We start from the raw sequence: 25,762 nt of genomic DNA, 5'->3' as shown, positions 1-25,762 counted from the left end.
TAGTGAGGTATTCAAAATAATGATGAAAATAGTACCCCCTAAGCCATTTTTCTATAAAGGTGGCGATAAGGCTGTTTTACTATTACACTCTTTTACAAGCAATACAATTGATATGAAAAAGTTAGGGAAGTATTTGCAACAGCACAATTATACTTGCTATGCACCCTTATACAGAGGACATGGTTTAACAGCAGAAGAGCTACTCACATTTAGACCGACAAATTGGTGGCAAGATGTACTAGACGGTTACCAGTTGTTGAAGGATGAAGGCTATGAAAAAATAGCCGTTGTTGGCCTTTCTCTTGGTGGTGTACTTGCATTAAAAGTTGCGCAAGAGCTGGAGGTAACTGGTGTTGTGACAATGTCAGTGCCAATACGTAGGGAAGCAGCTTTTCTCCAAAAGCGTGTCTTTCATTATGCAAAAGGTTATAAACAACTTGAAGGAAAAAATGAAGACCAAATAAACGTAGAAATAACATGTTTGCAAAATATGTCAATCGATTCATTAGTGGAGTTTCAACACCTCATTCAAAAAACGATGGATAAATTAGCACTAATAACGTCACCAATCAGTATTTTATATGGTGCTTTAGATGATCCGTTATATAAAGACAGTGCAGATGTAATTTCTCACAACGTAGCGACACAGCATAAAACAATGAAAGGGTATCCGAACTCTAAGCATTTAATGATATTGGGCATAGACAAAAATGAAGTGAACAAAGATATTCTTACATTTTTAAATGATTTACTTTGGTAATTCATAATAAAAAACAGTGGGAATAAATACTTCCCACTGTGTATGACGATATTTAATGTTTTAAAAATTTAAGTAATTTTATTTCGCTAACAAATGTTGAGGCTAACAGTAACGTGCCACCGAGCATTTGAAGCACTGTCATTTGCTCTTGCAGTATTAAAGCCGAAACTAATATAGCTACAAATGGATCAACATAGCTTAACATGGCAATACTTTGCCCTTTAAGTTTCTCCATGCCAGCAAAGAATAACCAAAACCCAATCCCCGTATTAAAGATCCCTAAAATTAAAATAAAAGGAATGGAAGAACTCGCTACACTAAACATTCTAAAGCCAGAAGTTAAGAAAACATATGGCATAAGGAAAATAGCAGTTGTGCCGAGCTGAATAATTGTCAGCTCCAGTTTTTCCATCTCTTTAATAAATTTATTTAATAACAATAATGTAGCATAAAATGCAGCGGCAATTAATCCATAAAAAAGTCCGAGGAGATCATCCGTTTTAGATGCACTCAGACCTTCACCTACAATCAAAAGTAATCCCATAATAGCGACAATAATACAAACTACTTTTTTTAATGACAATTGTTCTTTAAGGATAATTGGGGATAGGAGCATTACAAACACCGGTGCAAAGTAATAGCCGAGTGTTGCGTTGGCAATTGTCGTATAGTCATAGGATTGGTAAAGAAAAATCCAATTTCCACCTAATGCAATACTGGAGAAAAGCAATATGGAAGCATTCGACTTCACTAAATGCCATGATATCTTTTTCTTCATCATAAAGAAGAGTACCGTTAAAAATAAGCAACCTATAAAACTGCTTAGTAAAGCTCTTTCGCTCGAAGCAAGATCAATTTTTCGAACAACTAAACCGATTGTACCGAAAATGATCATTGATAAAATAAACTGAAATTTAGATTTCATCGTTTACTCCTTCGAATCTGCGAAACAGCTTATATCTCGCAGATTCTTATTCTATTTTGTATATAAGCTTGTTCAATGCTGCTTGAGCAGCTGGAGTAAACGGTGGTGGTGATGTTGAAAATGGCTTCCAAATGCAAATATTTGTTTTCGATAATGACATAAAAAATCCCTCCCGATATAATTAAAATTTTTTAAATACATATAACAATATATATGCTGATGCATATTTATAAATGTTCTAAGGAACCCCTTCTTCTATTTATAAAAGGGAAACAGCCACTATAAATAGAAGTAAATAAAATATAAAAAATATCAGGGGTGAAATATTCATGGTCACAATTAGAACTGTTGAAAAAAATGAATTGGATTTTTTGACCGATATGCTTTATGAATCGATCCATATTCTTGAGAACAAACCTAAAAAAGAGGATTTAATTAACTCAAGTCATATTAAAAAATATCATGAAGGCTGGGGGCGAAATGGAGATACAGCATTAATTGCAGTAAATACGAATCATCAACCTGTTGGTGCCGTTTGGTATCGCTTGTTTAATAAAAGTAATAAAGGATATGGCTTTGTAGATAGGCATACGCCTGAATTAGGAATAGCTGTAGCTGAAGAGGTTAGGGAAAAAGGAATAGGAACGTTGTTGATGAAGGCAATAATTGATCAAGCAATTAATGAAGGATATAAATCTATTTCTTTAAGTGTAGATCTTGAAAATAGCCATGCAATTCACATTTATAAAAAATTAGGTTTTGAAGAATATGAAGTATCCGGAACATCTATGACAATGGTGTTTAGAGTTAAGGGAGATTAGATGAATATTTATTGTAAGAGCGCACTACATCAAATCAAAGTCGCTGTAACGTCAATTGTTCAAATGATAGAAAAGTTAGCAGAACAAGAATTGCATAAAAGGCCTACACCGAATAAGCATTCCATTGGCGAGTTAGTAGAGCATATTGCAATGATTTGTGAAGCAGATGCCCTTATTGCAGACGGGTCTTCCAAAGAAAAGATGGATGAATATTATGCTAGTGTCTCCTATAACAACTTAGCTGACATGAAAGAGGGGTTAATAAAAAATTATCTTTTTTTAGAAGATAAATATATGCATTTTACAGAAGATGAACTTCAGGAGGAAGTGACCTCTTATTGGAATGTAACATACTCACGCTATGAATGGTTGTTAGAGATCGTTGCGCACATTTACCATCACCGAGGACAATTACACGCTATGCTTGTACATTGCTATGGAATCGATCTAAAGGTTTCGTTGTTTGAATAGTGAAGCGGAGGGATGAATATGAAATTTATTGGCTTAAACAAGAAAACGAAGCGTTTATTTTTGTGGTTCATGTTGTTTTTAGTTTTGGGATTAATAAGTATTAATTTGGCCGATTCTACTAAATTGAACTATAGAGATGCTCGTAATAACTTTATTAGTGAGTTTAATGGAAAAAACCTTAGCGACAATGATATTAAAAACATCGAACATACTCTTCAAGCGATTAATGAACGATTTCATACGTCAGAGAGCATTGCGATTTTTGACAAAAAAGGCGGCATCCATGATGTACAATATTTAAATTTAGATTTTGAAGAGGCTAAACATGTGTTTCCGTTCAATGCGGATAATAAAGAGAATTTGCTCACTTCATTCTTTTATGTAACTGAAGGATTTAAAGCAGGGGATTATTATATTGTAAATCGCTATTTTCCAGATTGGTTTTATGCATTCCCAATTGTATTTTTCACTGTAAGTGCAGCGTTATTTGTACTTTGGACTGTATGTCAACTTAAGTATATTTACAAGACAAAACGTTTTAAATTCAGACTTAAACATAACTGATTGATGAGGTGGGAAAATGTATTGGGAGACTCTTCCTAATTGGGTTTGGATTATTTATTACACATTTATACTAGCAACATTGGGTGTTGCAATATTGAGTATAGTAAAAAAGAAATTAGTGATTGTATCGATTATTACGATAATTTTTGCTATGACTATTCCGATAATTAGTATAATCAATAGCATTGGGAGAGAAAAAGGGGTGGATGAGTTTGAACATTTTATTACGCAGTTACAACAAGGCTTCAACTGGCCTATTTATGTAATTGTAGGATTCTTTTATTTATTTGTTTGGTGGGCTGTTTATCTAATCAAAAATAAAAAGAAGAATGTATCTTATTGAATACATATGAAATTTACTCTCCTGAACAAGAAAAAGAATGGGGAACAATAGCGATTACGGTAAAGCAAAGCTAATTAGTTGAATTAATGTGATTGCTGAGAGAAACTTAATTTTACTAAATTAAACTAGCTAGGAGATACGATATGACGGAATTTTGGGAAACAAGCTTTATAGAAAAACAAACAATGTGGGGATTTGAGCCGACAGACTCAGCAATCGTAGTAAAGGATTTTTTCCTTGAGAGAAATGTTAAAGATATATTGATACCAGGTATTGGATACGGTAGAAATGCAAAGGTTTTTACTGACAATGGAATCGATGTAACCGGCATCGAGATTTCACAAACAGCGATTGACTTGGCAAGACAAAATGGGCTTGATATTAATATTTTCCACGGTTCAGTAACTGCTATGCCTTTTGATAATAAACTTTATGACGGTATATTTTGCTATGCCCTTATCCATCTATTGAATAAACATGAGCGTGAGAAGTTTATTAAAGATTGCTATAATCAGCTAAAGCCAAATGGGTATATGATTTTTACAACAGTTTCACAAAAAGCCCCTATGTTTGGAAAGGGCAAACAATTAGCTAAAGACTATTTTGAGGTAATGGAAGGCGTTAACATGTTTTTTTATGATGCAGACTCCATAAAACAAGAATTTGAACAATATGGGCTAGTCGAGTTTACAGAAATTGACGAGCCAAGCAAACATGCGGAAAATAAACCTCCTATAAATTTTATAATGATAAAATGTGAGAAAGAATTATAAGTACATTAGAAAATTGTAAATCGCTGCCCGTATTTCATCAGATAGAGAGGCGAGATTCTATGAAATATTTTACTAAAGAATGGTATGAACTGTGTCAAAAAACAAGTTTTCATTTGAATATAGAGGAAGACAAACAAGCCGAAACGTTTTCGGAAGAATATTTTCAACAACTCTACAATAATGAGTTAAACAGCTGGCTTGATTTACAAGAAGAAATTTCTTCTATATTGGAAACTAGCGATGATAATAACGAATATGAACCTTTTAATAGACATCAGGCAATAGAACAATTTCATGATGGTTTCATCTATAATCAACATCGTTTAAAAAACGAATTACCAGAAACAATTTTAAATCAGATAGCTGATATACGAGTTTTTGCTTTATATAAAGCAACTCGTACAGTTATAAACGCGGTAACTAAATTTTCTGAGGAAAATGAAAGGTCAGTTACCGCCACAAGTGCCGAATATAGAAAGTATTTCAAAGAAGCTTCAAGTTCATTTGAAAAAGATATAGTTGAAAACTTTGGGTTTCATGATTGTACGATTATAAAATCTGTGCAGCATGACAGGTCATTAACATTACACCTTGATAATACAGGTGGTTTTACAGATATAGAGGAAGTCACCTTTGAAAATTATCAAATCATAAAACAAGATGGTTTGTTGGAAGATTCATGGTGGTTGTATAACGAAGTATATAAAGTAAATGACAATTACGAGTTCCACGTCCTGCTTCAAAATAGCGAAATGGGGTTAATTGACTTTATTATATGTGCGGATCAAGTTTCCTTTAAAAGTAACAAAAATCATGAATAATTCGATGAGGGCTTTACTCTGATCCAGAGAAGAGCCCTTATCTTCTTTTATTAAACAAGGATGATGTTTCAGTCTAAAGGAAATCGCTGATAGTGCAGGGGACAATTAGAAATAAATAAAAGTAAAAGAGAGCGATTGTTTCTCGTGATAAAATCGTTAGTTTTCAAAAGACGTCTTAAAAGGAGGGGATAAAATGATAAGAAATAAAGTCGCACTTATTTGTTCAATTGTTATTTTAGGTATATGCATGTACTTATCTTTTCCGTTTCCTAACAATGTAATGTTAGAGGCTTATTCTACATTCATGTCGTTTCCTACTCGCAATCAAGATGGATATATTATGCTTGGAATTATAGGTTCTGCTATGTTTCTAATTGCTATTATTTTACTTGTTATAGGTATGAAGAAATATCATTTCCGAACTATAATAATAGTCGTAATAATATATACAATTTTACCGAAGTTCCTCATTATGACTTACCAAGAAACATTAGCGAGTGGCATTATGGCAATTTCATACGATGGGAATGGCAAGTGTCATTTTGAAAATGTGAGTGAAGACATAATAACAGGGGAATGTAACCTTGTATTACATAATAAAAGCAATAAAGCAGTGTCATTTGAATTAGAATTTTTAGATTCCTATTTCATGGAAGATGGAGTACGAATGGAGTCACTTATGAATGAAGCTGGCCCATATAGTATAACAATCGAAGCAAATCAAGAAAAATCAATTCATTTAAAGGAATTACTTGATTTATCAGGCGTTCCTAAACATATTGACAGTGGAACATCATTTAATGTTCATGTTAATTTAATTGACGGCGAGAAAAAACGAACTCTATAGGTCAATTTTAATTGTAAATAGTTGGTTATTTTATGAAACTTAATCATGTGTTGAATCGTAAAAGTATTAACTACAAAAGTTAATGGGGGGTGGATGCACATGAGTAGAAGTAAAATATTCACAATCTTTTTCTTAGTCATCTTTGTAGGACTGATTGTAGTGGGTTTTTACACTATGAATGATGTACAAATCGAAAGCACCTATCAACTTGATGAGCAAAGCATTATAGAAAGAAATGGCGAACATTATTTGTTAATTGATAATCGCGAGTTGTCTTTATCGAAGAAGAATTACGATAAACTCGAATTAGAAAAATACAACGAATACAAAATTAAGTATGTTTATAATCGATTGAAAAATAATGATGGTGAAGTTGTAGCACTTAAAAGATATGGCGAACAGCCTTGGGGTCAATAACGGAATGGGGAATCGCCGGTAAAACCGTGTGAATCGCCGGTAAGTCACGAGAAATCGCCGATAAAACCGTGTGAATCGCCGGTAAGTCATGAGAAATCGCCGATAAAACAGCCAGAATCGCCGATACTTCCTAATGAACAAAAAAAGATGTGTACTGGAAATGGATTTCAGTACACATCTCAACGTCAATTGACTAGCTGTTTCTTCTGTTGAAGCAGTCGTCTCTTCTATACTAGCATCGGATTCCTCTGAGACGTCAGCAATATTGCTAATGGATAAATTGAGTTTTTCACCTTTGTGGACGAAATTTTTAAGTTCGCTAAATATAATACCAACTAAAGTAAAAAATGAAATGATATTGAGGAAGGAAGTAAAGTGGGAGGTAAAAAATGAAAGAAAAAAAGTTTGATATTTTGATGTTCATGCAACTATTTTTTGCAATCCTTGTTATGGTAATTAGTATTTACGTCAAGGTTACGGAAAATTATCACTTATTCCCATTGATGTTCGCATTGATGGGTGTCATGTTCCTAATAATAGGGTTACGAGAATATAAAAGAACGAAGAATTTATTATGGGGTGGCTTCTTTCTATGTACGGCATTATTCATCTTATTCGTTGCCATTCAAGGCATTTTAATTAATAACGTTTGATTGAGGATTTGCTATAACAGAGAGCAAAGGAATGGTTTAATGCATTTAGCGAGTGAGCAATATCAGTTACATGATAGCTATTTTTTCGTTATTGATCCATTTATGTGTGGTATTATCGGAGTTTTAGTTGTTGTGATTATTTTATTCTTTGTATGGAAAAGAATAAAAAAGAAAACTATTAATTAAAGAAACTTTTAATAGTTTGATGGAGGAAAGGCAATGGATTTTTTATTTTTTATTTTTTTACCGCTGTTATTTTCTTTTTTATGGTTTATGAATTTAGTTCAGTTATTAGAAAAACTAAAACAAAATAGAAATATTAAAAATCAAAAAATACTTGGTTCGTTATGGAGTATTTGCTTTACATTATCGATTCTTTTATTCGTATTAACGCTATATTAATGGACAATTTACCTTCGAATTTAATCGTGTTTATTAATTTAATAAAATATCTTATGAAAAAATGTATTTGCGTATTTTGAAATATACATTAAGGAGTTATAGCAAAATGATTCTAGTACCAAAAGAGCATTATAGTTTAATAAAGAACAAACTTGAAGACGCACCAACGTTTGTATTTAGTGTGTTGGATTCTACTATAGAAGGAACTGTTTATGCAGATTGTGCCGATTACGAATCATTGCTTATTCAAACCGATTCAGGATTGTACTATATTACAGGGCATACAATAGATGAGCTATTAATACAGAACCTTATTAAATTTTTTGAGGCATCTGTAAATCAAGCGAAACGTTTTACATTATTTTCTGGCAATTCTTCTTGGGATCAGGCAATTGAAAAATGCCTTAATAAGCATGTAGGGAAAATTCAAAGGTATGCTTATTCTTTTGATGCAATGAAATATAAAAGTAGAAGAAGAATCGATAATTGCAAGTATGATGTAGCAAAAATAGACCCATTGGATATTCAGCATTGTTTGGAGTTTGATAAAAAATACTACGATGAATATTGGGATTCTACGGATAATTTCATTCAAAATGGAATTGGATTTTGTGTGAAGGATAGAGGGAAGATAATTAGTGAATGCGTTTCAATTTTTAAATCTTCAAAATATGCAGAAATAGATATCGTGACCGACTTGAATTATAGGGGAAAAGGGTTAGCGGGTATTGTAGCTGAACAGTTTATAGATTATTGCCTAGCTGAAACAATTCAACCACGCTGGGATTGTGATGTTGATAATAGTGCTTCCATTAATTTAGGTAGTAAATTAGGTTTTACAAATGCGAGGAAATATAGCATCTATTTTAAAAATAGCCAAAATGTCCAACGGTAAGCTAAAAAGCATTCTTCTTAATTAACAGTGACACAATTTTCGCCTTCTTGTCATACAATAATCGTGGGGTGATTAAATTGCCAAGAGCAAAATACCGTGATGCAGATGTCGCTTTAATGGCGAGGATGATGAGAGCAGAAGCTGAAGGTGAAGGAAAACAAGGGATGTTGTATGTTGGAAATGTCATTGTTAATCGCCTAGTATCAAATTGTTTAGATTTTAAAGATTTAAGATCAATTGACGATGTTATTTATCAGGTACAGGGCGGAAATTATTCTTTTGAAGCGGTTCAAAAAGGGAATATGTTTTATCAACGAGCTAGGGAAACTGAGAAAAGATTAGCGAAACAGAATTTGGATTATTGGAGGCAGCACCCAGCGAAATTTGCCCTCTGGTACTTTAATCCATATGCTCCGTGCCCTCCAACGTGGTATGGCCAACCATTCACTGGTCAATTTAAAAATCATTGTTTCTATGAACCTGCTCCGGATACATGTGAAGGGGTTTACACTGGATAGATAATAATTTCGGATTGAGGAGCTTTTGCAAGCTCCTTTTTTTGTTGTAAATTACGCTCGTGCATTTTTGCTATTTCATCGTTGAAGAGTACAACATTAATTACCAAAATTTTGTTGCCTTTTTCTCTGAAATCTTATATGGTAAATATAAATAGTGTAATTTTACACTTTCGAGGAAGGAGGAGGACAAGGCAATGAGAGTTTTGCAAACCATATTCGTGTTTATGGGTGTGTTATTTTTTACTGGAATAATTGCTTTTACTTTTTTATTAAATGGTGCTATTCATTATTTGAATCTTCTTTTCGTACTATCGATTAGCTTCTTTTTACTCTTTACATGTCTAATTTTTGAATGGTTTAAGACGAAGCAGCGGAAAGTATTATTTTCGACAATTATTGGTGTTGCTGTTATTTTCGCTTCCGTTGCACCAATTAAGTATCATTATAAAATGAGTATGGCTACTGTCGATGCAGAAATCAATGAGTATAACTATGAACCATTCGTAGAGCAGAATAAGGTCGTGAAGAACGATAAAAAAGCAACATTACAATTGGCGGAACCACTTCCACGCTTAGATGGCGCAACGGCAATGTATCCATTATATGCAGCTTTTGTGGAAGCGACATATCCAAAAAAGGACTACCCGTATTATGATAGTGAGGTTAAGGTAAGTCGAACGCCTGAGGCTTATCAAAATTTAATTTCAGGTGATGTTGATGTCATATTTGCTGCGGCGCCATCTGAGTCACAAATTAAATCAGCGGAGATCAATGGGCTGACATTTGATATGACACCGATAGGGCGAGAAGCATTTGTCTTTTTTGTCCATCATAAAAATATTGTTGAAAATTTATCCCTTGAACAAATCAAACAAATTTACGCTGGAGAAATAACAAACTGGCGTGAAGTTGGAGGTGCCAATGATTCTATTCGTGCATTCCAACGACCAGCTGATAGTGGGAGTCAGACGACATTAGAAAAAATGATGGGTGATAAAACTATAATGGAGGCTCCAGCAGAAGATGTAGCATCTGGAATGGGCGGTATTATCCATGAGGTATCTCAATATCGCAATTATAAAAATGCAATTGGTTTTACGTTTAGGTATTACTCGACAGAAATGGTCGGCAATAAAGAAATTCAATTACTGTCCATTGATGGTATAGCGCCGACGAAGGAAAATATTCGAAATGGTACATATCCACTAACGTCGGAATTTTATGCAGTGACTACTGGGGCAAAAAACCAAAATGTTAAGCAGTTTATTGAATGGATTGTGTCGCCAGAAGGGCAGGCATTAGTTGAAAAGGTTGGCTATGTACCAGTGGAAAGTTTTTAAATTATTTGCTATACTAAAATGACAATTAGATATGATAGTTTTCTAGGGTTCCGTAGCGATAGCTAGTCTGGTCCGAGAGAAAACCACAAAATGTATTTTGTGACACGGAAGGATAAAAGCCTGGGAGATACTGTTGAATAACAGTGTTTCTTTAGGCTTTTTTAATTTGCCTTCAATACTTTGAAGCTGTTTTGTGTCTCATATCTATAACGAAATGGAGGAATACAAATGAACAAACAATGGATCAGTGTCCTTGTTGCAGCTTTTTTTGAGGTAGGCTGGGTAATTGGCTTAAAGCATGCAACAAGCATACTAGAATGGCTTGGAACAGCTATTGCCATTTTTATTAGCTTTTATTTATTAATTAAGGCTGGAGAGCATTTACCTGTAGGGACGGTCTATGCAGTATTCGTAGGACTAGGAACTGCCGGTACGGTATGCGCAGACAGCTTGCTGTTTGGAGAACCATGGAAGCTAGCTAAAATATTATGTATTGTCGTGTTGCTCGCTGGTGTTGTAGGTTTGAAGCTTGTAACAGGTGAACCGAAGGATAAAGAGGTGAAAGCATAATGGCATGGGTAGCATTAGTTATCGCTGGAATCTGTGAAATGATGGGTGTTTTTATGATTAGTAAATACAATGATGTAAAATCGGTAAAAAATTTAGTATTAATGATTGTGGCTTTTACGGTTAGTTTTTTAGGGCTTGCCTTTGCAATGGAAACATTACCTATGGGGACAGCTTATGCCATTTGGACAGGTATTGGGGCAGCAGGGGGAGCGTTGTTAGGTATGTTCTTTTTCAACGAATCTAAAGATTGGCGACGAATCGTTTGTATTGCCCTAGTTTTAGGAGCCGCCATCTGCTTGAAATTGTTATCATAGTGACAGGCACTCAAACAATTCTGAAAATTATTTTATGTATAACTAAGTAAAAATCCACGAAGCCTCCTGCGGGAATACACGAAATGTAAGTCGCAACATACCACGCGCTAGCGAGGGTTGCAGCTTACATCGTGTCAGCAGAAAGCGAAGTGGATTTTTACTAAATAGAAAACTTATATTTAGCTAGGCGCCCATACTAAGTGCCAGGCACAAAAACAATTTTGCTTATTGTTCTTTTACATCTTTCGTCCATTCAGCAACTTTATCTGGATTATTTTTAATCCATTCTTTTGCTGCATCTTTAGGATCATCACCATTTAAAATGTCTAGCATAACAGCTTCTAAATCTTCTGATGTCCAGTGGAAATTATCTAAAACTGAATATACGTCTGGTTGATCTTCTTTTAATCCTTTACGAACAAATGTATTAATCGTTTCTTCGCCACCATAAACACCTTTTGGATCATCTAAATATTTCAAATCATATTTTGCGAATTTCCAGTGTGGAGACCAGCCAGTAACGATAATTTCTTCTTTATTTTTAATTGCTTTTGAAAGCGCAGTTGTCATAGCACCTGAAGATGAAGTTAATAGATTCCAATCTGCAAGGTTATCATATTCCTCTTGTGCTTTTTCAGTTGCCGCTGTAATGCCGGCACCAGGCTCAATTCCTGTAATTGTATGATCTGCTTCATTTGTTAAATCTTCAATTGAATTTACATCCATATAGCTTGGGACAACTAAGCCAATTTTTGCACCAGCAAGGTTTTCACCTAGCTCGTCTAAATCTTTTTTATATTTTTCGTATTGTGTTCCATGTGTATGTGGAAGCCAAGCAGCGACCATACCATCAGCTTCACCTTTTGAAACAGCTTCCCACATAATTGCGTTATCTAGTGGTGTTAATGTAACGTCATACCCTAAGTCTTCTAAAACTTGACCGACAACGTTAGTCGAAGCGATTTCTGTATCCCACTCAACGTAGGCTAAATTTACATCTTTCGAATCCTCATTCTTAGTCGAATCGCTCTCACCACATGCAGCTAGCATAAAGCCAAGCCCTAAAGCCATCCCTAATTTTGATAATGTTTTCAGTTTCATCGAATCTTCCTTTCTTTCCTCAATATTTAGCATTCTAGCAAAACACAAAACGTCTGTAGTGCGCTATGTGTATTTGCCCATATGCTCTATTACAGCTCTTTCTTTCTATTAAAGCTTTGAGTTAAGCGATCGATAATAATCGCGAAAATCACGAGTCCTAAACCTGCAACGAAACCATTCCCTACTTGTGTACGTTGCAATGCTGTTAATACTTCACGACCAAGTCCTGGTGCTCCAATCATAGAAGCGATAACTACCATTGAAAGTGATAGCATAACGGTTTGGTTAATGCCGGCCATAATTGTTGATTTAGCAAGCGGAATTTCCACCTTAAACAACTTTTGCCCTGCAGTACTGCCGTATGAATCCGCAGCTTCCACTAATTCTTTTGGTACTTGTCGAATCCCTAGATTTGTCATACGTACAGTAGGAGGTAAGGCAAAAATAACGGATGCAAATACACCTGGCACAATGCCAATTCCGAAAAAGGCAACTGCCGGAATTAAGTAAACGAAGCCAGGCATCGTTTGCATGAAATCAAGAATCGGTTTAATAATATTTTCGGCAACGCTTGACTTGGACATTAAAATACCAAGTGGTATACCAATGATGATAGAAATGATACTAGAAAATAAAACAAGCGTTGTGGTTTCCATGAGATGTTCCCATAAGCCTTGGTTATAAATAAATAAAAGGCCTATTAGTGTAAAGCTTGCGAGCCCAAATTTTTTGCCTACAGCGAAAAACGCTAAAATAACGACAAGTAAAATGAGAATAATAGCGGGAATGCCAATTAATAAATCAGTGACCTGGTTCATGAGTAGTTTTCCGTATTTTTGAATCACATCAAAGAATGCTGAAAAATTACTCGTCAACCAGTCCATAGCTGACTCTACCCATGGGGCAAGTGGTAAGGTTGGAATTTTGTCTAAAAAATTATTCATGTGTTACTTCCTCCTCAGTGAATGTTGAAAGTGCTTCGATAACAACACCTCGGATAAGAACACCAAGTAAGCGTTCATCTTTAACAACTGCAATAGGAGTAGGGGAATTATGAATCAAACCTAAAATATCCTGTAAAAGCATATCTGGTGGAACGGTTATCATCTCGGATTGAACAATCGAATGTACCGTTTGTTCCTGTTTTTTAGCAGCCGCTAGTGCGTCATCTGCGGTAATAAAGCCTTTCAAGTGTCGATTTTTATCAACTGCTATCAGTAAACTAACAGTTTCTTGGCGCATTCTTTTCAGCGCTACTGTAGGTCCATCAAGATCGACATTGACATAGACAGGTCGAACCATCACGTTTTCAGCTGTTAATACTTTAGAGCGATCGACATCTTCAACGAACGTTTTTACGTAATCATTTGCTGGATTCGTTAAAATTTCTTCACCAGTCCCGATTTGAATAATGGAACCATCTTTCATTATGGCAATACGATCACCTATGCGAAGCGCCTCATTTAAATCATGCGTGATAAATAAAATTGTTTTTTTCAATGTTCGTTGTAAATCTAGTAATTCATCTTGCATTTCTTTACGAATCAAAGGATCGAGAGCGGAAAATGCTTCATCCATTAATAAAATCTCTGGGTCGTTTGCGAGTGCACGTGCTAAGCCTACACGTTGCTGCATCCCGCCTGATAGTTGGTTTGGATATTGATCTTTATAGGCAAGTAAGCCTGCATTTGCAAGAGCTTGTTCCGCTTTTGCTTTGCGCTCTTCTTTTGAAATGCCTCTAACTTCAAGGCCGTATTCGGTATTTTGTAGAAGTGTACGGTGAGGGAATAAACCGAAGTTTTGAAAAACCATACTCATTTTGCTTCGTCGTGCGGTTCGTAAGCTTTCTTTCCCCATTTTAGAAATATTTTCTCCATCGATAAAAATATTGCCGCTTGTAGGTTCGATAAGTCGATTTAACAGTCTAATCAGCGTTGATTTACCGCTACCTGATAAGCCCATGATAACGAAAATTTCCCCTTCATTTACAGTAAAGCTGGCATCATATACACCAACTGTTGCACCTGTTTCTTTTAAAATATCTGTCTTGCTTTTTTGTTGTTTGACGAGTTCTAAAGCTTGGGGAATATGTTTACCAAATACTTTAGAAACATGTTCTACTTTTATTTTTTCCATAGAACCACTCCTTTCGTGCGCTAATCCCACTTGTATAAGCAGTGAGATATCAATCTCAAATAGTAGGGAAGATGTTACTTTTATAAAACGAACTATCAAACGAATTAAGAAAATCCATATGACAATTGTTTCGTTTTCATTACACTATTTGAGGATAATGATAACCAAAAATAAACAAGTAACAACTTAACACTAACAAAAGGTTGTTACTTTTGTCAAATCACTAAATAAGAAAAAAACCGCATAAACGCTGTTATATCAGCGCTTATGCGGATTTTAATTTGGATATAAAAAACTCTGTACGCGGCCTAAACTTTCGTCATTGCCAATAAAATAAATAATATCTCCTTCTTCAAATGAAGCATACGGTCCAGGTGAAAGTAATAATTCATTTCCACGGCGAATACCGACTATTGTGCTAGACGTATTTTGCCAAAAATTTAATGCTTGCAAAGTTTGATGAATACAAGGACTTTCAGCAGTCATTTCAATTTGATATGGAATAAAGGGATTGACCGAGCGGAAATGTTCCGTTCGACTAATAAGTTGTTTCGTTTTTTCCTGTAAATGCAACAATTCATGTTGTTGCTTTTGAATACTTATTAAAAGCTCATTTTGTAGCTCATGAACGGATTGGACATCTTGGAATTGTCGGACAAAGCGTGCCGCCATTTCATACGATTTAATGATGACACCACTACCTTTAGAAGCTTCCACAATTTCTAAATCTTGCAAAACTGCGATCGCTCTTCTTGCTGTTTCAGCCGATACATTGTATTGGCTAGCTAATGAAGATCTTGCGTAAATTTTATCACCAATTTGATATTTTTTTTCTACAATTTTTGAGGCAAGATCCACCGCAATTTGCTGGTATTTTGGCTGCCTTACTTGAACATTTTTTTCTAAGTTCATGCTTAAACTTCCTTTCGTCATAACAAACCTACCTCCGCTTATTATAGACTAGCCTGCACAGAAAAAATAGCACCTCCATAAGCTATTAGTATATGATTTAAGCATCATTTAACAGCTTTTTAATAAGATATGATATTTTAAAAAAAAAGGGCTGTTGATTGACAGTTTTCAGTTATTATTATAAACTAAGTTACGTTAAGTAAGTTATGTAAGTAGAAGCGTTTAATTAGCAAATTCAACTAAATGTTTAGAATAGAAAGTTGGCGATAAATATGACAATTACTACTAAAGTAGTGGATATAGTGAAAGACAAAATGACAATTGTAAAGCATTCTGAGACAGAAAATATTTGTCTAGTAGGTCCAGTAAAGTTACCTATTAAGCAAGGTGAATTTTCAGCGACTTTTCAATGGTATAACTGGTTAAAGGTTGATGGCAATTTGTCAAAAGAAGAAATAATGGATGGGCTAGCAACGGCAAATTTAGCATTTTCTCAGCAATCATCCGTACTAGTTTACGGTGATTTCGCCCATGAAGAAAATGCTTTAATCCGCATGCATAGCATTTGCCATACTGGCGATATATTTGGTAGCCAACGCTGTGACTGTGGTTATCAATTACATGAATCTATGAAAATGATTGTCGATCATGGGTGCGGAGCGATTTTCTATTTAGCCGATCATGAAGGACGTGGCATCGGTCTATTTTCTAAATCTCTTGCTTATTTATTACAGGAAGAAGGTTTAGATACTGTAGAAGCAAACCTTGCACTTGGCTTCCAAGATGACACGCGTTCGTATGAAGAAGCGGTTACAGTTTTAACGGCTCTTCGTTCGAAGCCTGTTACATTGATTACAAACAATCCGAAGAAGCTATCTGCTTTACAGATGCACGGTTTAGCAGCGGATGGACATATCCCGTTATGGGGAGGTTTGACTGAGACAAATCGCTTTTATTTAGATACTAAGGTAGAAAAATCTGGTCATATTCGGAAGTGAAGTAAGTGGAGGGTACAAAGATGACGACAGATGAAAAATACATGCAGTTAGCATTAGATTTGGCAGCGAGTGCAAGAGGGAATACGAACCCCAATCCTCTTGTAGGAGCTGTTATTGTAAAAGATGGTGTTATCGTAGGCACGGGCTTACATCGAAAAGCGGGGGAACCGCATGCGGAAGTGCATGCCTTTCGTATGGCAGGAGAGCATGCAAAAGGTGCTACTCTTTATGTAACGCTAGAGCCATGTTCACATTACGGTAAAACGCCCCCTTGTGCTAATTTAGTCAAGGAATCAGAAGTGAGCCGCGTTGTAGTAGCGATGCAAGATCCTAATCCAGCTGTAGCAGGTAATGGTATTCAATTATTGCGTGATGCAGGTATTGAGGTTGAGGTAGGTGTGTTAGAAGAAAAATCACGACGTTTAAACGAACGCTTCATACACAATATGATAACAAAACGACCTTTTATTATCTCAAAATACGCTATGACATTAGATGGGAAAATCGCAGCACATACGGGGCATTCTAAATGGGTAACTGGTGCAGAAGCTCGAGAGGATGTCCACCATATTCGTCACGAAGTAGATGCAATATTAGTCGGCGTTGGAACAGTGATTGCTGATAATCCATCTTTAACAACGAGACTAAACGATCGCCACGGCAAAAATCCAATACGCATCATTATGGATAGCTCTCTTCGCACACCTGCACATGCCAATGTTCTAAATGTAGAAGAAGCGAAAACGATTATTGTATGCAGTGAGGATGTTATGCAAGAGCAAATCGACATTTTAGAGGCTAAAGGTGTCACTGTTCTACCTGTTCGAAAAAGTAATGAAGGTCTTCATATTGATGATATGTTAGAAAAGCTTTATGTACTTGGAATTACTGATATTTTAGTCGAGGGTGGAAGTGCAATTAATGCTTCATTTTTACAAAATGCTGCCATCGATAAATACGTTATTTACGTAGCGCCTAAGGTTTTAGGTGGAAGTTTATCTTTAACGCCAATTGCGGGCTATAATGCAGCAACAATGGATGAAGCGTGGGATGTAGAATTTGCTTCTTTCGATAAGGTGGGGCAAGATTTACGCATTATTGCTTATCCGAAAAAAGGTGAAGGTAAGTGAATTTTCATGCAGATGTATGTATAGTAGGGGCTGGACCAAGTGGTGCACTTCTTGCGCATTTGCTAGCGAAAAAGGGTCTGTCCGTGATACTGCTAGAGCAAAGCTCCGCACTTGGGCAGGCTTTTCGCGGTGAATATTTAAATGAAGAGGGCGAGACGGTTCTCAAAAATCATCATCTTTTTGAAGCGATAGAAGCGCTCGGTTTATTACGAATGGAAAAACTAGAATATTATGCGAAGGGCGAAGCGTTTAAAACAATATTCCCAGATGCTTCTGTAGGACATTTAGGTATTCACGTTCCTCAAGCACATTTGCTTAAAGGAATACTCCAACATACAGTTCACTTCCAAAATTTTAAGTGTTTCCTAAATACAAAGGTGACAACACTAAAGACAGATTCTTCAGGACGATATGTCGGCGTTATCGCGACAAAGGACGAAGAAACGATTGAAATTAAGAGCCAGCTTATAATAGGAGCAGATGGCCGATATTCTACAATTCGCAAGCGAGCACATATTGCTATTCAAAAGCATAAGCATGGTTTTGATTTACTATGGGCAAAAATTCCTGCACCACAAGGTTGGGAGCCGGCAATTAAAATGGCGCTCATTGATGATATGCAATTGTCGCTTTTTTCACAGACAGGGGGCAATATTCAAATTGGTTGGAATATTAAACAGGGTGATTTTCCGCAGCTTAGAAAACAGGCAATTACTCCGTTTATTAGCCAGCTTATAAAAGCTTTTCCTGAATTAGAGGAAACCGTTACTCACCATATTCGTTCATGGCAAGATTTTGTCTTACTTGATGTGTTTAGTAGTCATTGTGACTGTTGGGGGACACAAGGACTTGTCCTTTTAGGCGATGCCGTTCATACGATGACACCTACTGGCGCATTCGGCTTAAATAGCGCGCTAAAGGATGCTGATTGTCTTGCGTCATTACTCAATAAGGACACTATTCAACAATTTAATGTGAGAGATTTTCAGCAACTGCGAGAACAGGCCATTGAAGAAGTATTGGCGCAGCAAATTGAAAAAGAACAAACTTTTGCCTTTCACTTTATAGACCAGGCATCTTGAAAGGAAGAAAATATAGATGAAATTTGGCTTTGATATAGATGATACGTTGATCGATTTACGTGCACATGCCTTTTTGCTTTATAATAAAAAGCTAGGCAAAAATATAGCAGACGAAACCTTTCAAGCTTTGCAAAGAGTAGAGATTCATGAGCCCTTTGGATTAACAGATGCAGAGGGCTCAGCAATGTGGAACAGTTCATTGGATGAAATCTATTTTACGGATTGTCCAATTTTCGAAGCTGCCCTTGAAACATTGCAAGCATTACATCAGCAAGGACATGAAATTTATTATATTACGTCACGTCCAAAACAATATTGTCAACAAACGCAACAATGGATGAAAGCGCAAGGTTTCCCTATAGAAGAGGGTCATTTCTATTGTGGTATGCAGGATGTGGAGAAAGTTGCTATTATTAAAGAACTTGATTTAGATGTTTACGTTGATGATAAACCGGCAGTGTTAGAAACGCTAAAAGATATTAAAACGAAAGTAATACTAAAAAATCAATCGTATAATCAGCTTGTAGCATTGCCGCGATTGCATCATTGGCATGAGTTTTTAAGCATAATCAATGACTGAAATGTGCTTGGACAAACGAAGAAAAGTGTTAGATTGACTACGATCAATCTAACACTTTTTTGCGGTTCACGTTAACGTTCGTCTCAGCGGGTGCTTTCTTTGGATGTAGCCTGGGCCCGTTTGACTTTCCACATATTAATGATAGACTTTCGAACAAGAGAGGTGATTTCTTTGAATATTTGGATATGCGATGACGAAAAAGCAATAACGAATGCGATTGCATCTAAAATTAAACTACGTTATCCTAACGCCCAAATTAAACAATTCCAAAATGGGCTTGAATTATTAAATCAAGTCGGTTCTTTTGATGTATTATTTTTAGATATCGAAATGCCTGATATCAAAGGTATAACCGTAGCTGAAAAATTAAGAGCTCGCCAGCAGCTAAACCCAATTATTTTTGTAACTGCCTTTGAACAATATGTTTTCCAAGCATTTGATGTTCAAGCATTTCATTATTTATTGAAACCATTTGACACGAAAAAATTATACGAGGTATTACATACAGCACTTGAAAACCGTTCTAGTCAGACTATTGATTCCCCATATCTTGTTATTAAATCGGGCTTTGATTTAAATAAAGTTTTTTACCACGAAATCTACTACATTGAAGTATTCGGTCGTAAACTTACAGTGCATAAAGAAAATAGCTCATACACATTTATAGGGCGACTCAAACAGTATGAAGAAAATCTCGGTAACAGCTTTTTCCGAATCAATCGCTCTTATTTAGTCAACCTCGACTATATTACAAGCTATACTAAGCAACAAATTATACTAGATAATGGAACTATATTAACACTTTCGCAAAAGAAATATACACAGTTTATTCAAATTTACATAGATTACATACAGCAAAAAGGATATATACATACATGATTAGTTATAGTTACTTTGAAATGGTAAACAATATATTTAATTGGTCTATGCAATTTTGTACCGCCTATTTTTTCTACCGTTTTTGTCGAATTTTTATTCAGCATTCGTATTTACTAATTATTTCAATCGGCTATTTTATCACGGTTATAGTACTAGAATGGTATATTGGTGACATTTCAAATTTTGGCGTCTATTTATTTGCATCATTAACTGCTTTTTTATTATTACTACCACTAAAAAATAACTCTGTCTATTTAAAGTTCTTCATTGTCATTACTTATTTTTCAATACGGTGGATGGCACCAACGATTGTCATTATTTTGTACCGCCCAATTAGTGATCTATCGCTTTACTTAGTAGAAAAATGGATTATTCCCGACCTGCTCGATGTAACAATAGGGTACTTTAGCTATACAATTTGGATGATGCTTGTGCTACTTGCTTTATACATCATTGGTTTATGGTGTGTCATTCATTTTTACGAAAAATGTATACATATGCATCCACGTATGTTTGAAAATCGGGAAATTTTACTACTTATTCTTCCACCACTTATTGGAATGTCGAGCTATTTTATGATGAACAAATATCATCAGGTCATAGGCGACCCAATCGACCCAGACGTTATTGATCAGTTTTTAAAATATTGGGGAGTCCATAATTGCATCACAATAGCAGCAATGTTTGGTGTGCTTATTTTAGTGCAAAAACTGGACTTACAACGTGTACAACAGCAAAAGCAGCTAGTACTTGTAAATCAATCCCAGCAGCTACAAGCCCATCTTCAAAGTATCGATGCCCTATACAAAGACATGCAACTGTTAAAACATGATGTAAAAAACCATTCGGCCACAGTAGAGAGGCTTATTGAAACGAAACAATTAACAGAAGCTAGTATTTATTTAAACAGCATGCAACAGCAGATGGATTCAAAAGTGACGCAATCTGTTACTGGTCATGCGATTGTTGACTTATTAATTCAAGAAAAAATAAAAAAAGCGCAGGCACAATCTGTTGCGATTGAGTCTACGTTCACGTATCCAAGCTATGTACATTGCGATGTATATGATTTGTGTATTATTCTTCATAACGCACTAGACAACGCACTGACTGCTACAAAAGATCGCCCTAGTGCTTCGATTAGTATTCATTCGATACAGCATAAATGTACGTATATTTTAACAATTAAAAACCCTATACCCGCTTTTGTGAATGAAAACAACTATCGGGGTGGGCTTGGTCTTCAAATTATACAAGATATCGCCAAAAAATATAATGGGGACATTCAAATCAATACAGACCATCAAGTGTTTGAACTACATGTTTTGCTACATTTTCATTCATGACACGTAAAACGTTTTTCATGACACATTTAAACATTTCAGACTAGTTGCGTCGAAATAAAAAGTAAGATTTTAATACGAGGTGATTGTATGTCCATCTATACTAATAGTTATTTACCTATCCAAAGTTATTTAGCGAAAGTCGTAAGTAATCCAAAATTAAATTTGTCTGCGCAACAAAAAAAGACTTTCCAAGAAGTTTTAAATGAGACGACGCAACATTTCACTAAAGAAGCGGCTAAAACAGATGCTCTGACTATGCAAAACAGTCAAATGTGGAAATTAATTGGGGCTGCTAGTATGAATAGTGCAGGCTTTAGTGATTTATTAATGTCAGGTATCAATAATAGTTTTTTAGGAACTTCCTCTAACCCTTTAGATAATTTAACAAATGGGTTTACTATGAGTACATTTAATTCATCAAATTATCTAAGTAACTTTTATTACCCAAAAAATAAGTCAAGTAACAATGCTAACTTCTATAATATTTATAGTAAATTAAATGAAATTAGTAGCAAATTTTAAATTCATTATTTACGAAAGGAATGTATTCTATGTATATTACATCAAACCATGGCGCAACTGTTTCTAAATATGCACAATCCGTATTATCCAATCCAAAAATCCAATTATCTGAACAACAAAAGTCAGATGTGGAGGCAATCGTAAAAAAGTACGACCCGCAAAAATCAGAAACTTATACAAAAGCTGCCTCGCTTTCTTCACTTACGGCTAATCCTTATAATCCATTTTACGGTGTAAATGAGCCAGCGAATCCATATAACTACTCAGCAGACGGTATGTTTAAAGCCAATTCTACAAGCAAATTTCATACATTTAATAATCTCGCGAAATTAAACGAGCAAGTGGATGTCAGACGAAGCGCTGCAATGCATAAATTCGAATTTCTTCGTTCTCAATTATAGGGAGGCTGGAAATCAGCCTCAATAAAATAAGAAACCAGTTTTAAGTTTTTTAAGGGCTAATTTACGTTTCTATTTTCCTGTTTGTGGAGAATCAAAGGTTGAAACGAAATAGGTTTTGCATTACTACCAGAAAATTTTTGGAGATACTTGGACGTTTACAAGGATATAGGATACCAAAGAAAAAGAGAAATCGGATGTCATCGATTTCTCTTTTTCTTAATATAAGCTAGTTCTGTCTCAGCCTCTTCGTTTGTTTAAATAAAACGAGCAATATCTTTTAACGGTAAACGAGACGAGCCATAAGCAGGTGCAGCACCTTTACCGATAGCAATAAGGACTACAGGGAAAATATGCTCTGGTAATTCAAATCGTTCAGCAAATTTCACTTTATCAAAACCACCCATTGTCACAGTATCATAGCCTTTTTCTTTGGCGATAAGCATAAGTTGCATTGAAATAAGACCTGCATCAAATGTAGCAATATTTTTTCGTACTTCTAATGGGGCAGATGGGTAAGTGCGTAGGGTATTCGCAATCATTAAATCCTTCTGTGCATCACCCATATGACCTTCTGCGACATTTTGTGTATAAATTTGTTCAACTTGTTGATACATTTCGGCATTTCCTAACACCGCAATAACTGCTGATGATGTTTCAACTTGTTCTTGGTTATTGGCAATAGCACGAAGCTCTGTTTTCACTGCTTCATCTTGAATAACAAGAAATCTCCATGCTTGTAGATTGCTAGATGACGGTGCACTTGTTGCTTCTTGAATGATTTCTTCAAGCTCTGCTTGAGGTATTTTAAAAGTAGGATCATAAACACGCACTGATTTTCGATCCTCCATAATTGTATATAGATTCGCTTTGTTATTTGTTATTGACATAATGTCCTCCTTAAAACTTACTAATGGTAAGTTGATAATTAGAATCTTACCATTAGTAAGTTTATACGTCAAATAAAAAATTTTGTGTGTTACAATAGAAATACGGAATTTAAAAATGGGAGGTTATTATATGACTAAATCTAATTGTTCACATATATGTAGTAGCTACCATCAGGCAATTGAATTTATAGGAAAACGTTGGATGGGCATGATCATCTATACGTTATTGCCTGGTCCAAAAAGGTATCATGAAATACATGCCACTATCCCTGGCATTTCTGATCGTTTGCTAACAGAACGTCTAAATGAGCTTGTTCAAGCAGGACTAATCGAGAAAAAATATATTGATTCATCGATAAAAAAAGTAGAATATGCGTTAACACCGAACGGCTTAGCGTTTCAGGAAGTCATCCTGTCTATTCAAAAATGGATTGATTTATGTGATTTTGAACAAACTACGAAAGAGTCAACATAAAAAAAGACAAAATACCTTAAGAGGGTGACACTCTTAAGGTATTTTGTCTTCTTTTATAGAAATTATTTGAGTTTTCCTATACATCTTACTTAAAGCAATTGAAGTCCAAGGTAGGTTGCTTTGTAATTTAGATGATCCTAATTATTCTACATTCATATACAATACAAATAATTCCTTTCCGTTGTTCCATAAAGCATTGATTTCATATAATATCCGTCGTTAGATGGCATCGTTATTTTTTCCTCTTCAATTTCAACATGCGTGGCATTCTGGTTGTTTATGAACATCTTTTGGAAATACATTGCATCTGTTCACCAATCCTGATGAATGCAGTAAATCCATCATAGCATCGTTTTGTTGAATTTTACTATTTTCAATGGACTACGTTGAACGAAACAAAAGAGACTGTAGGCAAACTCACATTGTAAGTTTATCTACAGTCTCATACTTTAGTAATCTATTTAACGTTCGGTAATATTTTATTTAAAAGAATGGCAGCTAGAGCAGCGGTTGCTACTGGTGAGCCAAATAAATATTGAACCGTTGTTGGTAAAGAATATAAGAAATCTTTCGGTAGTAATGTTAACGCTAATGTTAAAATGACTGGTACAGCGATGACGTACATTTCTTTTTCGCCAATGCGTTCATTTTTCATTACTTGTAACCCACTAATCGCAATGATGCCACAAACGATAACGAAGACACCACCGATAACTGCCGATGGAATAGCAGAAATTAATGCCGCTAATTTACCAGAAAAACCGAACAAAATAAACCAAGCACCTGCAGCAATAAAGACACGACGACTTGCAATACCTGTAATGGAAATAACACCTGCATTCGTTGAATAGCCTGTTACTGGTGTCGAACCTAATAATGAGGCGATGAAACAGCCGATACCTTCTCCGATTACCCCACGATTTATTTGTTTATCTGTCAATGGTTTTTCAATGACATTACTAACCGCAAACCATGTACCTGTTGTTTCAGCCATTAATACAATATAAATAATGATCATTGTCAAAATAGCTGAAAAGTTAAATGTAAAGCCAAAATCTGCGAAAGGAATTTGTGGTAAGCTAAACCACTTTGCCTTTCCAACTGCTGATAAATCTAATACACCCATTATATTAGCAGCGATACAACCTATAAGTAACGCTATAATGACAGATGCGATACGAAATGCACGACCTTTTTGACGGAACACAGAGCCTAGCATTACACAAACAATTAATACGATAGCTGAAATAAGAGCTAAATAAATATTTTGGTTAATCGTAGCACCAGCACCTTCAAAAATATTACTACTTAAACCAACTGGCATTAGCGATAATCCAACAACGAAAATAATTGTACCTCCTACAATTGGAGGAATAAAAGTTTTAACAATTTTATTGAAAATACCTGTATAGCCTAAAATAATGACAAAAATTGCACCAATTAAGCTTGCTCCTAACACAGAGCTCCAACCAAGTTCGCCACTGCCACTAGCGGCATAAATACCTACAATCGCACCTAGTGGTACATAAGACGGCCCTTGTGCGATCGGTAGCTTCATACAAAAATGAGTTTGAACAATTGTCGCAATCCCTGCTGCAATAAAAGTCGATTGTATCAATGCACTTGATTGACCTGATTGCAAACCAATTAACATCGCAATAAGGAAGGGAACTACATAGACGTCCATTGCCATAACATGCTGTAAACCTAGAAGAACTGATTGGCTAAATGGCACTTTTTCATCGGGTAAAACGGTTAAATGCGTGGTATTACTTTTATCGTTTGCTAGATTGTTTTTTTGCGTTTCCACTAAGATGTACACCTCAAAGTTTAAGTTTTTATATTATGATTAGTATTTTTATCTTTGTTCATGACCTCC

Annotated in this window: 32 protein-coding genes and 1 riboswitch; of the genes, 25 read left to right on the top strand and 7 right to left on the bottom strand. The window is 35.4% G+C overall.

Going from position 1 to position 25,762, the window contains the following annotated elements:
- The first annotated feature begins 19 nt into the window (after nucleotides 1–19).
- Nucleotides 20–760 (top strand): alpha/beta hydrolase, encoded by a 741-nt coding sequence (locus NSQ74_RS19270; protein WP_340825487.1) that lies wholly within the window; start codon nucleotides 20–22, stop codon nucleotides 758–760.
- A 52-nt stretch (nucleotides 761–812) separates the two neighbouring features.
- Here NSQ74_RS19270 and NSQ74_RS19265 read toward each other — a convergent pair whose 3' ends face one another.
- Complete coding sequence (locus NSQ74_RS19265; protein ID WP_340825486.1) at nucleotides 813–1,685, bottom strand: DMT family transporter; 873 nt, start codon at nucleotides 1,683–1,685, stop codon at nucleotides 813–815.
- A gap of 329 nt (nucleotides 1,686–2,014) precedes the next feature.
- Between NSQ74_RS19265 and NSQ74_RS19260 the strand changes: the two genes are divergently transcribed.
- The 15 genes from NSQ74_RS19260 to NSQ74_RS19190 all read left to right on the top strand — a co-directional run bounded on the left by NSQ74_RS19260 (nucleotide 2,015) and on the right by NSQ74_RS19190 (nucleotide 11,434).
- Entirely contained in the window at nucleotides 2,015–2,506 is a 492-nt protein-coding gene (locus NSQ74_RS19260; protein WP_340825485.1) for a GNAT family N-acetyltransferase, read from the top strand.
- On the top strand, nucleotides 2,507–2,977 hold the full coding sequence (locus tag NSQ74_RS19255; RefSeq protein ID WP_340825483.1) for a DinB family protein: 471 nt from the start codon (nucleotides 2,507–2,509) through the stop codon (nucleotides 2,975–2,977). It begins immediately after the preceding gene.
- 18 nt (nucleotides 2,978–2,995) lie between these two features.
- Entirely contained in the window at nucleotides 2,996–3,541 is a 546-nt protein-coding gene (locus NSQ74_RS19250; RefSeq protein WP_340825482.1) for a hypothetical protein, read from the top strand.
- A gap of 16 nt (nucleotides 3,542–3,557) precedes the next feature.
- Nucleotides 3,558–3,884, top strand: a complete 327-nt coding sequence (locus tag NSQ74_RS19245) for a hypothetical protein (RefSeq protein WP_340825481.1) — start codon at nucleotides 3,558–3,560, stop codon at nucleotides 3,882–3,884.
- A 143-nt stretch (nucleotides 3,885–4,027) separates the two neighbouring features.
- Nucleotides 4,028–4,657, top strand: coding sequence for a class I SAM-dependent methyltransferase (locus NSQ74_RS19240; protein WP_340825480.1), 630 nt, complete (start codon nucleotides 4,028–4,030; stop codon nucleotides 4,655–4,657).
- 59 nt (nucleotides 4,658–4,716) lie between these two features.
- Nucleotides 4,717–5,478 carry a DUF4085 family protein gene (locus tag NSQ74_RS19235; protein ID WP_340825478.1) on the top strand — a complete coding sequence of 254 codons (762 nt, stop codon included), beginning with the start codon at nucleotides 4,717–4,719 and terminating at the stop codon, nucleotides 5,476–5,478.
- A 193-nt stretch (nucleotides 5,479–5,671) separates the two neighbouring features.
- Nucleotides 5,672–6,325 carry a hypothetical protein gene (locus tag NSQ74_RS19230; RefSeq protein ID WP_340825477.1) on the top strand — a complete coding sequence of 218 codons (654 nt, stop codon included), beginning with the start codon at nucleotides 5,672–5,674 and terminating at the stop codon, nucleotides 6,323–6,325.
- A 99-nt stretch (nucleotides 6,326–6,424) separates the two neighbouring features.
- A complete protein-coding gene (locus tag NSQ74_RS19225; RefSeq protein WP_340825476.1) occupies nucleotides 6,425–6,742 on the top strand; it encodes a hypothetical protein in 318 nt (105 codons plus the stop codon).
- A gap of 389 nt (nucleotides 6,743–7,131) precedes the next feature.
- Entirely contained in the window at nucleotides 7,132–7,395 is a 264-nt protein-coding gene (locus tag NSQ74_RS19220; RefSeq protein ID WP_340825475.1) for a DUF3953 domain-containing protein, read from the top strand.
- A 219-nt stretch (nucleotides 7,396–7,614) separates the two neighbouring features.
- Complete coding sequence (locus NSQ74_RS19215) at nucleotides 7,615–7,797, top strand: hypothetical protein (RefSeq protein ID WP_340825474.1); 183 nt, start codon at nucleotides 7,615–7,617, stop codon at nucleotides 7,795–7,797.
- Between the two features lie 106 nt (nucleotides 7,798–7,903).
- Entirely contained in the window at nucleotides 7,904–8,692 is a 789-nt protein-coding gene (locus NSQ74_RS19210; RefSeq protein ID WP_340825472.1) for a GNAT family N-acetyltransferase, read from the top strand.
- Between the two features lie 77 nt (nucleotides 8,693–8,769).
- Nucleotides 8,770–9,210, top strand: a complete 441-nt coding sequence (locus NSQ74_RS19205; RefSeq protein WP_340825471.1) for a cell wall hydrolase — start codon at nucleotides 8,770–8,772, stop codon at nucleotides 9,208–9,210.
- 194 nt (nucleotides 9,211–9,404) lie between these two features.
- Nucleotides 9,405–10,550: a PstS family phosphate ABC transporter substrate-binding protein gene (locus NSQ74_RS19200; protein ID WP_340825469.1), complete on the top strand. Its 1,146-nt coding sequence runs from the start codon at nucleotides 9,405–9,407 to the stop codon at nucleotides 10,548–10,550.
- 31 nt (nucleotides 10,551–10,581) lie between these two features.
- Nucleotides 10,582–10,679: riboswitch (guanidine-I (ykkC/yxkD leader) on the top strand.
- Nucleotides 10,680–10,778: 99 nt separating this feature from the next.
- Nucleotides 10,779–11,120 carry a DMT family transporter gene (locus NSQ74_RS19195; RefSeq protein ID WP_173478319.1) on the top strand — a complete coding sequence of 114 codons (342 nt, stop codon included), beginning with the start codon at nucleotides 10,779–10,781 and terminating at the stop codon, nucleotides 11,118–11,120.
- Nucleotides 11,120–11,434 (top strand): DMT family transporter, encoded by a 315-nt coding sequence (locus tag NSQ74_RS19190; RefSeq protein WP_340825466.1) that lies wholly within the window; start codon nucleotides 11,120–11,122, stop codon nucleotides 11,432–11,434. Before NSQ74_RS19195 ends, NSQ74_RS19190 begins: the two co-directional genes overlap by 1 nt.
- 225 nt (nucleotides 11,435–11,659) lie before the next feature.
- On the opposite strand, the gene NSQ74_RS19185 is transcribed toward NSQ74_RS19190, so the two are convergent.
- The 4 genes from NSQ74_RS19185 to NSQ74_RS19170 form a co-directional block, all read right to left on the bottom strand.
- A complete protein-coding gene (locus NSQ74_RS19185) occupies nucleotides 11,660–12,535 on the bottom strand; it encodes a glycine betaine ABC transporter substrate-binding protein (protein ID WP_340825465.1) in 876 nt (291 codons plus the stop codon).
- 89 nt (nucleotides 12,536–12,624) lie between these two features.
- Nucleotides 12,625–13,479 (bottom strand): ABC transporter permease, encoded by an 855-nt coding sequence (locus tag NSQ74_RS19180; protein ID WP_340825464.1) that lies wholly within the window; start codon nucleotides 13,477–13,479, stop codon nucleotides 12,625–12,627.
- A complete protein-coding gene (locus tag NSQ74_RS19175) occupies nucleotides 13,472–14,671 on the bottom strand; it encodes a quaternary amine ABC transporter ATP-binding protein (protein ID WP_340825463.1) in 1,200 nt (399 codons plus the stop codon). The genes NSQ74_RS19180 and NSQ74_RS19175 overlap by 8 nt, the downstream gene beginning before the upstream one ends.
- Nucleotides 14,672–14,947: 276 nt before the next feature.
- Nucleotides 14,948–15,583 (bottom strand): TrkA C-terminal domain-containing protein, encoded by a 636-nt coding sequence (locus NSQ74_RS19170; protein WP_401019088.1) that lies wholly within the window; start codon nucleotides 15,581–15,583, stop codon nucleotides 14,948–14,950.
- Nucleotides 15,584–15,855: 272 nt separating this feature from the next.
- Here NSQ74_RS19170 and NSQ74_RS19165 point away from each other — a divergent pair, with 272 nt between their 5' ends.
- The 8 genes from NSQ74_RS19165 (at nucleotide 15,856) to NSQ74_RS19130 (ending at nucleotide 22,521) form a co-directional block, all read left to right on the top strand.
- Complete coding sequence (locus NSQ74_RS19165; protein ID WP_340825460.1) at nucleotides 15,856–16,581, top strand: GTP cyclohydrolase II; 726 nt, start codon at nucleotides 15,856–15,858, stop codon at nucleotides 16,579–16,581.
- A gap of 20 nt (nucleotides 16,582–16,601) precedes the next feature.
- Nucleotides 16,602–17,711 carry a bifunctional diaminohydroxyphosphoribosylaminopyrimidine deaminase/5-amino-6-(5-phosphoribosylamino)uracil reductase RibD gene (gene ribD / locus NSQ74_RS19160; protein ID WP_340825457.1) on the top strand — a complete coding sequence of 370 codons (1,110 nt, stop codon included), beginning with the start codon at nucleotides 16,602–16,604 and terminating at the stop codon, nucleotides 17,709–17,711.
- Nucleotides 17,708–18,793, top strand: coding sequence for an FAD-dependent monooxygenase (locus NSQ74_RS19155; protein WP_340825456.1), 1,086 nt, complete (start codon nucleotides 17,708–17,710; stop codon nucleotides 18,791–18,793). The genes ribD and NSQ74_RS19155 overlap by 4 nt, the downstream gene beginning before the upstream one ends.
- Nucleotides 18,794–18,809: 16 nt before the next feature.
- Complete coding sequence (locus tag NSQ74_RS19150; RefSeq protein ID WP_340825455.1) at nucleotides 18,810–19,373, top strand: 5' nucleotidase, NT5C type; 564 nt, start codon at nucleotides 18,810–18,812, stop codon at nucleotides 19,371–19,373.
- A 171-nt stretch (nucleotides 19,374–19,544) separates the two neighbouring features.
- A complete protein-coding gene (locus NSQ74_RS19145; RefSeq protein ID WP_340825453.1) occupies nucleotides 19,545–20,252 on the top strand; it encodes a LytR/AlgR family response regulator transcription factor in 708 nt (235 codons plus the stop codon).
- A complete protein-coding gene (locus NSQ74_RS19140) occupies nucleotides 20,249–21,598 on the top strand; it encodes a sensor histidine kinase (protein ID WP_340825451.1) in 1,350 nt (449 codons plus the stop codon). Before NSQ74_RS19145 ends, NSQ74_RS19140 begins: the two co-directional genes overlap by 4 nt.
- An 87-nt stretch (nucleotides 21,599–21,685) precedes the next feature.
- Entirely contained in the window at nucleotides 21,686–22,120 is a 435-nt protein-coding gene (locus tag NSQ74_RS19135) for a hypothetical protein (protein WP_340825450.1), read from the top strand.
- Between the two features lie 29 nt (nucleotides 22,121–22,149).
- Entirely contained in the window at nucleotides 22,150–22,521 is a 372-nt protein-coding gene (locus NSQ74_RS19130) for a hypothetical protein (RefSeq protein ID WP_340825449.1), read from the top strand.
- Nucleotides 22,522–22,775: 254 nt separating this feature from the next.
- On the opposite strand, the gene NSQ74_RS19125 is transcribed toward NSQ74_RS19130, so the two are convergent.
- Nucleotides 22,776–23,402: a nitroreductase family protein gene (locus NSQ74_RS19125; RefSeq protein ID WP_340826505.1), complete on the bottom strand. Its 627-nt coding sequence runs from the start codon at nucleotides 23,400–23,402 to the stop codon at nucleotides 22,776–22,778.
- Nucleotides 23,403–23,538: 136 nt separating this feature from the next.
- Between NSQ74_RS19125 and NSQ74_RS19120 the strand changes: the two genes are divergently transcribed.
- On the top strand, nucleotides 23,539–23,883 hold the full coding sequence (locus NSQ74_RS19120) for a winged helix-turn-helix transcriptional regulator (protein ID WP_340825448.1): 345 nt from the start codon (nucleotides 23,539–23,541) through the stop codon (nucleotides 23,881–23,883).
- 457 nt (nucleotides 23,884–24,340) lie between these two features.
- On the opposite strand, the gene NSQ74_RS19115 is transcribed toward NSQ74_RS19120, so the two are convergent.
- Nucleotides 24,341–25,693: a uracil-xanthine permease family protein gene (locus tag NSQ74_RS19115; protein ID WP_340825447.1), complete on the bottom strand. Its 1,353-nt coding sequence runs from the start codon at nucleotides 25,691–25,693 to the stop codon at nucleotides 24,341–24,343.
- Nucleotides 25,694–25,762: the final 69 nt, after the last annotated feature.

Source organism: Lysinibacillus sp. FSL W8-0992, from assembly GCF_038008685.1.
In the GTDB taxonomy this organism is placed as follows: Bacteria; Bacillota; Bacilli; order Bacillales_A; family Planococcaceae; genus Lysinibacillus.
The sequence above is the reverse complement of the archived record's forward strand: the minus strand, read 5'-3'. Positions and strand labels throughout refer to the sequence as shown.

Coding starts and splice junctions, on each gene's coding strand:
- NSQ74_RS19270 (WP_340825487.1), top strand. CDS start 20: ATGATGAAAATAGTACCCCCTAAGCCATTTTTCTATAAAGGTGGCGAT.
- NSQ74_RS19265 (WP_340825486.1), bottom strand. CDS start 1,685: ATGAAATCTAAATTTCAGTTTATTTTATCAATGATCATTTTCGGTACA.
- NSQ74_RS19260 (WP_340825485.1), top strand. CDS start 2,015: ATGGTCACAATTAGAACTGTTGAAAAAAATGAATTGGATTTTTTGACC.
- NSQ74_RS19255 (WP_340825483.1), top strand. CDS start 2,507: ATGAATATTTATTGTAAGAGCGCACTACATCAAATCAAAGTCGCTGTA.
- NSQ74_RS19250 (WP_340825482.1), top strand. CDS start 2,996: ATGAAATTTATTGGCTTAAACAAGAAAACGAAGCGTTTATTTTTGTGG.
- NSQ74_RS19245 (WP_340825481.1), top strand. CDS start 3,558: ATGTATTGGGAGACTCTTCCTAATTGGGTTTGGATTATTTATTACACA.
- NSQ74_RS19240 (WP_340825480.1), top strand. CDS start 4,028: ATGACGGAATTTTGGGAAACAAGCTTTATAGAAAAACAAACAATGTGG.
- NSQ74_RS19235 (WP_340825478.1), top strand. CDS start 4,717: ATGAAATATTTTACTAAAGAATGGTATGAACTGTGTCAAAAAACAAGT.
- NSQ74_RS19230 (WP_340825477.1), top strand. CDS start 5,672: ATGATAAGAAATAAAGTCGCACTTATTTGTTCAATTGTTATTTTAGGT.
- NSQ74_RS19225 (WP_340825476.1), top strand. CDS start 6,425: ATGAGTAGAAGTAAAATATTCACAATCTTTTTCTTAGTCATCTTTGTA.
- NSQ74_RS19220 (WP_340825475.1), top strand. CDS start 7,132: ATGAAAGAAAAAAAGTTTGATATTTTGATGTTCATGCAACTATTTTTT.
- NSQ74_RS19215 (WP_340825474.1), top strand. CDS start 7,615: ATGGATTTTTTATTTTTTATTTTTTTACCGCTGTTATTTTCTTTTTTA.
- NSQ74_RS19210 (WP_340825472.1), top strand. CDS start 7,904: ATGATTCTAGTACCAAAAGAGCATTATAGTTTAATAAAGAACAAACTT.
- NSQ74_RS19200 (WP_340825469.1), top strand. CDS start 9,405: ATGAGAGTTTTGCAAACCATATTCGTGTTTATGGGTGTGTTATTTTTT.
- NSQ74_RS19195 (WP_173478319.1), top strand. CDS start 10,779: ATGAACAAACAATGGATCAGTGTCCTTGTTGCAGCTTTTTTTGAGGTA.
- NSQ74_RS19190 (WP_340825466.1), top strand. CDS start 11,120: ATGGCATGGGTAGCATTAGTTATCGCTGGAATCTGTGAAATGATGGGT.
- NSQ74_RS19185 (WP_340825465.1), bottom strand. CDS start 12,535: ATGAAACTGAAAACATTATCAAAATTAGGGATGGCTTTAGGGCTTGGC.
- NSQ74_RS19180 (WP_340825464.1), bottom strand. CDS start 13,479: ATGAATAATTTTTTAGACAAAATTCCAACCTTACCACTTGCCCCATGG.
- NSQ74_RS19175 (WP_340825463.1), bottom strand. CDS start 14,671: ATGGAAAAAATAAAAGTAGAACATGTTTCTAAAGTATTTGGTAAACAT.
- NSQ74_RS19170 (WP_401019088.1), bottom strand. CDS start 15,583: ATGAACTTAGAAAAAAATGTTCAAGTAAGGCAGCCAAAATACCAGCAA.
- NSQ74_RS19165 (WP_340825460.1), top strand. CDS start 15,856: ATGACAATTACTACTAAAGTAGTGGATATAGTGAAAGACAAAATGACA.
- ribD (WP_340825457.1), top strand. CDS start 16,602: ATGACGACAGATGAAAAATACATGCAGTTAGCATTAGATTTGGCAGCG.
- NSQ74_RS19150 (WP_340825455.1), top strand. CDS start 18,810: ATGAAATTTGGCTTTGATATAGATGATACGTTGATCGATTTACGTGCA.
- NSQ74_RS19140 (WP_340825451.1), top strand. CDS start 20,249: ATGATTAGTTATAGTTACTTTGAAATGGTAAACAATATATTTAATTGG.
- NSQ74_RS19135 (WP_340825450.1), top strand. CDS start 21,686: ATGTCCATCTATACTAATAGTTATTTACCTATCCAAAGTTATTTAGCG.
- NSQ74_RS19130 (WP_340825449.1), top strand. CDS start 22,150: ATGTATATTACATCAAACCATGGCGCAACTGTTTCTAAATATGCACAA.
- NSQ74_RS19120 (WP_340825448.1), top strand. CDS start 23,539: ATGACTAAATCTAATTGTTCACATATATGTAGTAGCTACCATCAGGCA.